This window comes from bacterium, from assembly GCA_040753555.1.
GTDB lineage: Bacteria > UBA9089 > UBA9088 > UBA9088 > UBA9088 > JBFLYE01.
In genome coordinates this window covers 1-6,726 of record JBFMDZ010000114.1, presented here as the reverse complement: position 1 = coordinate 6,726, position 6,726 = coordinate 1, and the positions used below count along the sequence as shown (strand labels likewise).

Annotated in this window: 11 protein-coding genes and 1 tRNA gene; 1 reads left to right on the top strand and 11 read right to left on the bottom strand. The window is 34.6% G+C overall.

Annotation, left to right across the window (positions count from 1 at the left end; translation table 11 throughout):
* Window positions 1-151 precede the first annotated feature (151 nt).
* The 5 genes from AB1630_09065 to AB1630_09045 form a co-directional block, all read right to left on the bottom strand.
* Window positions 152-224: transfer RNA gene (locus AB1630_09065), tRNA-Phe, on the bottom strand.
* A 42-nt stretch (window positions 225-266) separates the two neighbouring features.
* The gene (locus tag AB1630_09060; GenBank protein ID MEW6103942.1) at window positions 267-527 is read right to left on the bottom strand and encodes a septum formation initiator family protein; all 261 of its coding nucleotides are present in this window, start codon (window positions 525-527) and stop codon (window positions 267-269) included.
* Window positions 524-1,774, bottom strand: a complete 1,251-nt coding sequence (eno, locus tag AB1630_09055; protein ID MEW6103941.1) for a phosphopyruvate hydratase — start codon at window positions 1,772-1,774, stop codon at window positions 524-526. Before eno ends, AB1630_09060 begins: the two co-directional genes overlap by 4 nt.
* Window positions 1,775-1,802: 28 nt before the next feature.
* Complete coding sequence (locus AB1630_09050; GenBank protein MEW6103940.1) at window positions 1,803-2,069, bottom strand: cupin domain-containing protein; 267 nt, start codon at window positions 2,067-2,069, stop codon at window positions 1,803-1,805.
* Window positions 2,059-2,526 (bottom strand): hypothetical protein, encoded by a 468-nt coding sequence (locus AB1630_09045; protein ID MEW6103939.1) that lies wholly within the window; start codon window positions 2,524-2,526, stop codon window positions 2,059-2,061. Before AB1630_09045 ends, AB1630_09050 begins: the two co-directional genes overlap by 11 nt.
* A 77-nt stretch (window positions 2,527-2,603) precedes the next feature.
* Here AB1630_09045 and hisIE point away from each other — a divergent pair, with 77 nt between their 5' ends.
* On the top strand, window positions 2,604-3,209 hold the full coding sequence (hisIE, locus tag AB1630_09040; GenBank protein MEW6103938.1) for a bifunctional phosphoribosyl-AMP cyclohydrolase/phosphoribosyl-ATP diphosphatase HisIE: 606 nt from the start codon (window positions 2,604-2,606) through the stop codon (window positions 3,207-3,209).
* On the opposite strand, the gene miaA is transcribed toward hisIE, so the two are convergent.
* The 6 genes from miaA to AB1630_09010 all read right to left on the bottom strand — a co-directional run bounded on the left by miaA (window position 3,190) and on the right by AB1630_09010 (window position 6,530).
* Window positions 3,190-4,083, bottom strand: coding sequence for a tRNA (adenosine(37)-N6)-dimethylallyltransferase MiaA (gene miaA / locus AB1630_09035; GenBank protein ID MEW6103937.1), 894 nt, complete (start codon window positions 4,081-4,083; stop codon window positions 3,190-3,192). The two genes, hisIE and miaA, sit on opposite strands and share 20 nt — an antisense overlap.
* Before the next feature lie 263 nt (window positions 4,084-4,346).
* The gene (locus AB1630_09030; protein MEW6103936.1) at window positions 4,347-4,994 is read right to left on the bottom strand and encodes a TonB family protein; all 648 of its coding nucleotides are present in this window, start codon (window positions 4,992-4,994) and stop codon (window positions 4,347-4,349) included.
* The gene (locus AB1630_09025; protein MEW6103935.1) at window positions 4,991-5,383 is read right to left on the bottom strand and encodes a biopolymer transporter ExbD; all 393 of its coding nucleotides are present in this window, start codon (window positions 5,381-5,383) and stop codon (window positions 4,991-4,993) included. Before AB1630_09025 ends, AB1630_09030 begins: the two co-directional genes overlap by 4 nt.
* Window positions 5,361-5,897 carry a MotA/TolQ/ExbB proton channel family protein gene (locus tag AB1630_09020; GenBank protein MEW6103934.1) on the bottom strand — a complete coding sequence of 179 codons (537 nt, stop codon included), beginning with the start codon at window positions 5,895-5,897 and terminating at the stop codon, window positions 5,361-5,363. Before AB1630_09020 ends, AB1630_09025 begins: the two co-directional genes overlap by 23 nt.
* Window positions 5,897-6,319 (bottom strand): PIN domain-containing protein, encoded by a 423-nt coding sequence (locus tag AB1630_09015; protein MEW6103933.1) that lies wholly within the window; start codon window positions 6,317-6,319, stop codon window positions 5,897-5,899. The genes AB1630_09020 and AB1630_09015 overlap by 1 nt, the downstream gene beginning before the upstream one ends.
* The gene (locus AB1630_09010; GenBank protein ID MEW6103932.1) at window positions 6,294-6,530 is read right to left on the bottom strand and encodes a CopG family transcriptional regulator; all 237 of its coding nucleotides are present in this window, start codon (window positions 6,528-6,530) and stop codon (window positions 6,294-6,296) included. The genes AB1630_09015 and AB1630_09010 overlap by 26 nt, the downstream gene beginning before the upstream one ends.
* Window positions 6,531-6,726 lie beyond the last annotated feature (196 nt).

The following is a 6,726-nucleotide window of genomic DNA, read 5'->3' as shown; positions in this document are numbered from 1 at the left end:
ACATTGGGATTTCATTTGTCATTGGGATTTGGACATTGGGATTTTTATTCTTTGGCTTCATTATTTTCCTTAACATTATCTAAACATATACATTCCTTATTTCCCTATAGGGTGAATAGTTACTTGATTTTTAGTATACTTATTTTAAAAATGGCGAGGCCCAGAATCGAACTGGGGACGCCGGGATTTTCAGTCCCGCGCTCTACCAACTGAGCTACCTCGCCTTTATCTCTTCTCCTTCAACTCGCTGTCACCTCCACAGGGTATTATTTTTTATAAAACCTGATAACCTTTTCTTGTTCCTTTATCAACCCAAGCTTTGTTGCCTCTTCTCTTATTGTATCATAATCAGCCTTTTTTAGTATATCCCTTTTTTTTGTAAGCTCTAAATTTTTCTTTTTTAGCCCTTGAATTTGCTTTGCATATTCATTGGATTTTGCTTTAAGCCTCATCTGTTTTACATAAGAGGGAATAAGGGTGGTGCTTGCTATAAAAACGATAATTCCAAAGACAATAAGCCTCTTCATCTTACTCCATAAACACTGGAATTTCCCAATTCTTCCTCAATTCTTAATAGCTGATTGTATTTACAGACTCTCTCTGTCCTTGCAGGCGCTCCAGATTTTATTTGCCCTGCATTCGTTGCAACACAAAGGTCTGCGATAAAGCTATCCTCTGTTTCTCCAGATCTATGCGATATTATAACATTATAACCTGCCCTTTTTGCAAGCTCTATTGTATCTAGTGTCTCTGTTAGACTCCCTATCTGATTAAGCTTTATAAGAATAGCATTGGCAACGCCATTTTCAATGCCCTTTTTAAGCCTCTTTGGGTTTGTTGTAAATACATCATCTCCAATAATCTGGATATTTTTCAATTCTTTTGTCATTTTTTCCCATCCTGTCCAATCTTCCTCAGACATACCATCTTCTATTGAGATTATTGGAAATTGCTCTATAAGGCTTTTGTAATATTCTATAAGCTCATCTGATGAGAATTTTTTTTCATCAATGTGATATAGCCCATCCTTATAAATTTCAGATGCCGCAACATCCAATCCTATTGATACCTCTTCCTTTAGCTTATAACCTGCCTTTTCTATTGCCTCAACAATTAGCTCTAGTGCCTCTTTTGCTGATGATAAATCTGGTGCAAATCCACCCTCATCGCCAACCCCTGATGAATATCCCCTTTTGGAGATTATCTCCTTCAGGGTATGATATATATTTACAGCCTTTTCAAATGCCTTTCTAAATGAATCTGCCTTATGTGGAATTATCATAAATTCTTGAATATCAAGCTTGTTGTTTGCATGCCTTCCGCCATTTATAATATTCAAAAAGGGCCAGGGGAGTGTATAGGAATTTGAGCCTCCCATGTATCTATAAAGGGGAATTTTAAGGAATCCTGCACTCGCCCTCGCATTTGCCATAGAAACACCAAGGATTGCATTTGCTCCAAGATTCTCTTTGTTTTGTGTTCCATCAAGTGTAATAAGCAAAGAATCAATCTCCCTTTGGGATAAAGGATTTAAGCCTACAAGGGATTCCTTGATTTTTGTATTTACATTAGAAACAGCCTTCAGGACACCTTTTCCTTTAAGCCTCTCTCCTTTATCACGCATCTCAAGTGCCTCAAATGTGCCTGTTGATGCACCAGATGGAACCCCTGTCCTTCCCATTGTTCCGTCGGAAAGGACAACATCCACCTCAATTGTTGGATTTCCCCTTGAATCAAATATCTCCCTTGCTCTAACATCAGCAATCTTTACCATATTTTACCTCCTAGTTAAAATTATGTGATTATTCAAACCTATAGACCTTCTTTATTTCCTTCTTAACATCCCATGTGCATTTTAAGCCTTTAGGAAAGAGAACAACATCACCTTTCTCTATCTTTGTATTTCCTTCTTTTGTTTCTATATTCACCTCTCCCTCAAGGATATAGCACCTTTCATCACAATCGTATTCCCAGTTAAACCTACTCACTGGACATTCCCATTTACCCCAATTAGAAACCCCAAGCTCTTTCAGCCTTTCATTTGTTGGCTTTTCTACCTTAATCTCCATAACTTGTCTCTTTAATTCTTGGTCTTTGCCTTTTAAATTCCCTCTTTGTAAATAAAAGAAGGGGATTGTTTAAAGAAAAATCCCTTTTTATTTTCTCTATACAAGATAATATTTCATCTTTTGTTTTTGAATGAAGCATTAAAAATAGGTTATATGGAAATTTTTCTACAGGAAGCCTTCTATAGCAATGACTCACCATTTTATATTTAGAAAGATCCTTTGCAATATTATCAATTTTGTTGTCAGTTACCAAAAAACATAGGAGGACATTTACGCTGTATCCAATCTTTCTATAATCTATGCTTGCTCTAAAAAACCTTATAATACCTTCATCTTTTAGATTTTTTATCTTCTCTATAACCTCCTTCTCACTTATTCCAAGCTCTTTTGCTATTCTTTTAAATGGATGTTTCTCTATAGGAATACCATAGCTTAAAATCTTAATAAGCTCATTCATATTCATATTTTATAAACCCCTTTGCTTTTTTGCAAGAATTTATTGCTTAAATAAAAGTTTTTGTCTAAAATATATCTATGAATGACCTTTTATTTAAGGATGGCTTAATTCCAGCCATTATAGTTGATGAGGAAACAGATGAGGTTTTGATGCTTGCCTATATGAATGAGGAATCCCTTAAAAAGACGCTTGAAGAGGGAAGGACATATTTCTTTAGCAGGTCAAGAAATAAGCTATGGCTAAAGGGAGAGACATCTGGATGCTTTCAGGATATCTCAAGCATCTATTGTGATTGCGATAGGGATACATTGCTTATTAAGGTTTCACAAAAGGGTAATGCTTGCCATACAGGAAATAGAACCTGCTTCTTTGAAAAAATACACCAAAGGAGGGATGTTGTCCAAAAAGACATCCTTTTAGAGCTTTATAATGTTATTCTTGATAGAAAGAAAAACCCAAAGAACGGTTCATATACCACCAAGCTATTTAATGAAGGAAAGGTAAAGATATACGAGAAGTTAAGGGAGGAGCTAGAAGAGATAATATTAGATTCAGAAAAAGATAATAAAGATGGAATAATTTACGAAACAGCTGACCTTTTATACCACCTTTTTGTCCTCCTTGGGCTTTTTGAGGTAAATCCAAAGAATGTCCTTTCTGAGCTTAAGAGAAGGAGGAAATAATTGCAACCTCTTTTTTAATTTCTTCCTTTTTTATAAAAATATACCTTTTATCATTTCTAAACCAGGTCATTTGTCTCTTTGCAAATTGCCTGCTTCTTCTTTTTATTAGAAAAATTGCCTCATCAAGATTTATTTCTCCCTTTAGATAATGTATAATTTCCCTATATCCAATCCCGCTCATAGATGTAAGTTCAGAAGAATATCCTAAAGAAAGAAGCATTTTTGTCTCATCTATTAAGCCCTTTTCTATCATTTTGTCCACCCTTTCATCTATTCTTTCATAAAGAACCTTTCTATCGCAATCTATACATAGGGATGTAAATTTTATTTTTGAAGGCTCTGTTTTTTCTTTTTGTAAAACAGAAATAGGTTTTTTTGTTAAATAGAAAACCTCTAATGCCCTAATAAGCCTCTTTTTATCATTTGGATTTATCCTCTCTGCTGCCTCTTTGTCTATTTCCTTAAGCCTATCCCAAAGGTTTTCTTTCTTTTTCAGGAATTCCCTTATTTCTTTTGATGAAGGTGGTGATGGAAATATGCCATCAATAAGCCTTTTTATATATAAACCACACCCTCCAACAATAAATGGAATTTTTCCCTTATTAAAAATTTCTTCTAGGCTTTTTTCTGCCTTTTCTACAAAATCTGCTACACTAAATTTCTCATCGGGATTGACTATATCTATGATATGGTAAGGAATTTGCTCTCTGTATATTTTTTCTGGCTTTGAGGTTGCAATGTCCATATACCTATAAATTGTCCGAGAATCTGCACAAATGATTTCACCATTATATTTTAAAGCAAGCTGGTGGGCTATATCTGTTTTTCCAGTGGCTGTTGGACCAGCAATAACAATTGCGGTATTGCCTTTCACTTAACTTTCCACATTTCGCTGTATTTTTGTCTAATTACTTTTTAGTGGCTACATTTCTCATTAGCTCAAATAAGAAATTATCTCTATAAAATCCTCAATGTCTTTTAGTTGTCTTTGCAGAATTTCATACACAATAGCATAATTTATCTCTTCATAATTATAGCCTTTATGGAAAGATATTGTCTATGTAAAAAGCGTATCCTATGCTAAATAGTAACATGTAATTTTCTTTTCTTGCGATTTTCTTGGTTTTTTTGTCTATTTTAATCCTCCAGAGAGAACCTTAATGGAAGGATATAATGAACAAAAACAGGGTTTTCTAATACCATTGGTCTTGTAAATCTATAACCCTTGACAACCTTTAATGCCTCCTTTGCAAAGCCAAAGTTTTTAGGATTTTCCTCAATTATTTCTACTTTGTCAACCATTCCATCCGGGTTTATAAGGAGCTTAAGTTTTACAATGCCATTTATTCCATTTTCCTTTGCAGCATCAGGGTATTTTGGTTGTGTATATGAAATAAGTTTTAATGGAGCATCAAGGGAGCCTGGCTCAAATATCCCTGGCTTTTCCTCTTGTGCAACTGGAAGGATAATATGGGGTTCTACAACCGCTTCCTCCTTTACAACAGGGATTATCCCCTCCTCTTTTATCTCTTCTTTCTCTTCCTCAATTGGAAGATATGGCAATTTTGGCTCCTCTTTTACAGGCTCTTTAATTTCTTCCTTTTTTGCTACAATTTGTCTTTGTTTTTCTATTTTAACAGGCTTTTTCTCTTCCCTTATCTTTACAAGGTCAATCTTATAGACCTTATAGACCCTTACCTTCTTTGCAATTCCAATGTATGGAAGGAAAAATACAATTCCTATGTTGATAATCAACGATAATATAAATGAGTAAAAAAGCCTCATTCAAGCTTTGGAAGGGTTGCAATGGAAAGGCTTGATGCACCTCCTTCCTTACAGAGGTCAAGTATTTCAATGAGCCTTCCCGTAGACACCTTCTTATCAGATGAGATAATAACAGATGTCTTTGGGTTTTTTGATATTGTTTCAATAATCTCCTTTCTTAAAAACTCAATTGATACCTCATTTTTTCCCAAAAAGAGCCTCTTATCATCTGTTATTGTAATGATAAAATAATCACTTGAAAGTGGAATGCTTGTCTTTGCCTTTGGCTTGTTTATGGGCATACCAAGCTCCTTTGTAAGGGTTGTTGAAACAGCAAAGAATAAAAGGAGAAGAAATACGCAATCTATTAAAGGAGCAATTGTAAGCTCAGGCCTTCTTTTTTTCTTCATCAACTAATGCAATAAGCCTCATCCCTTCATGTTTAATCCTAGAAATGTTATTTTCTGCTTTATTTAAAAGAATGTTGTGGAGGAATAGGCAGGGGATTGCAATAACAAGACCAGCCTCTGTTGTTATAAGAGCCTCTGATATACCCTTTGCAAGAAGATGGGCATCTGGAGAGCCAAGCCGGGACAAGGCGTCAAATACCTTTATCATCCCTGTAACAGTTCCAAGAAGCCCAAGTATTGGAGCGGCTGTTGTAGATACAGCAATAAAATCTAAAAACCTTAAAAATCTTGGCTCTTCTCTCATTATCAAAAGCTCAAGATCTTCCTTCATCCTTTCGGATAAGGTATTTTTATTTAAAAGCTCTTTGAGGGGAAATAAAAGCTCTTCATCCTTTCTTATCCTGTGAAAAAATAGAAACCTCTCTATAATAAATGTAAAAACAATCAGGGATAGTCCAATAATTACCCAAAGAACAGGACCCCCTTTATCTAAAAAATTAAGAATTCCTTCCATTAAAATATCTTAAACCCCAATTGCCTAAAATGTTTATCAAATGTGAAAGCCATTTTTATCCCCCGCTCATTCATTAAAACAAAGCTTGTGCAATCTGTGAAACTTAACTCTTTATCTTTATATTTTTTAAACATCCTCCACGCCTCAAACCTATCTTTGTCCTTTACATCCAAAATTATTGCAATTTTGCTTCTTAAGAGGGAATCTCCAAAGGAAACAGAGGCTTGATGAGAAATCCTATATCTTATAAGGGTTATGCTCTCATCAACAATGTATTCTGATGTTAAAAGCTCAATCCTCTCTTTTTTTATTGCTTCTGCCTTTGTCTTTGCCTCATTATGGTATTGGTCATTTTTGTCATTAAGTCCAAGCCAGGCTGATGTATCAACAAAGATTCTATTTTCCATAAAGGTATTTGTCATGAGAAATAGAAAGGTCTTTATCCTTTGAACTACCCGCTCCAACCATATTCCAGAGGGAATCTTTTACCCAATCCCTTTTTTTCTCCTTTAAAAGAAAGTAAGATATTGCCTTTCTGATAACATTAGAGACATTGGTTTTTTCTTCATAAGCCCTTTTTTTTAGAGCAAAGAGCATATCTTCTGGAAAATAAATTTGTGTTCTCTTAAGCATTTTTAATGTATATTTTATACATTATAAACAATATTGTCAATCAAAAATTAACCTTGCAACCCCCTAGGAACATAAAGGGCAATTGTTCAAATTCCTCTTGTTTTGAATAATCATCATTATAGTAATAGCCATAGATATTCTTGTTGCCGGTAAGGTTTATAAAATGGATATACCATTCGCCCCATTTTTGCTTTTT

Excerpts from the sequence above, each read along its gene's own strand:
- AB1630_09060 (MEW6103942.1), bottom strand. The coding sequence starts at position 527 with ATGAAGAGGCTTATTGTCTTTGGAATTATCGTTTTTATAGCAAGCACC.
- eno (MEW6103941.1), bottom strand. The coding sequence starts at position 1,774 with ATGGTAAAGATTGCTGATGTTAGAGCAAGGGAGATATTTGATTCAAGG.
- AB1630_09050 (MEW6103940.1), bottom strand. The coding sequence starts at position 2,069 with ATGGAGATTAAGGTAGAAAAGCCAACAAATGAAAGGCTGAAAGAGCTT.
- AB1630_09045 (MEW6103939.1), bottom strand. The coding sequence starts at position 2,526 with ATGAATGAGCTTATTAAGATTTTAAGCTATGGTATTCCTATAGAGAAA.
- hisIE (MEW6103938.1), top strand. The coding sequence starts at position 2,604 with ATGAATGACCTTTTATTTAAGGATGGCTTAATTCCAGCCATTATAGTT.
- AB1630_09030 (MEW6103936.1), bottom strand. The coding sequence starts at position 4,994 with ATGAGGCTTTTTTACTCATTTATATTATCGTTGATTATCAACATAGGA.
- AB1630_09025 (MEW6103935.1), bottom strand. The coding sequence starts at position 5,383 with ATGAAGAAAAAAAGAAGGCCTGAGCTTACAATTGCTCCTTTAATAGAT.
- AB1630_09020 (MEW6103934.1), bottom strand. The coding sequence starts at position 5,897 with ATGGAAGGAATTCTTAATTTTTTAGATAAAGGGGGTCCTGTTCTTTGG.
- AB1630_09015 (MEW6103933.1), bottom strand. The coding sequence starts at position 6,319 with ATGACAAATACCTTTATGGAAAATAGAATCTTTGTTGATACATCAGCC.
- AB1630_09010 (MEW6103932.1), bottom strand. The coding sequence starts at position 6,530 with ATGCTTAAGAGAACACAAATTTATTTTCCAGAAGATATGCTCTTTGCT.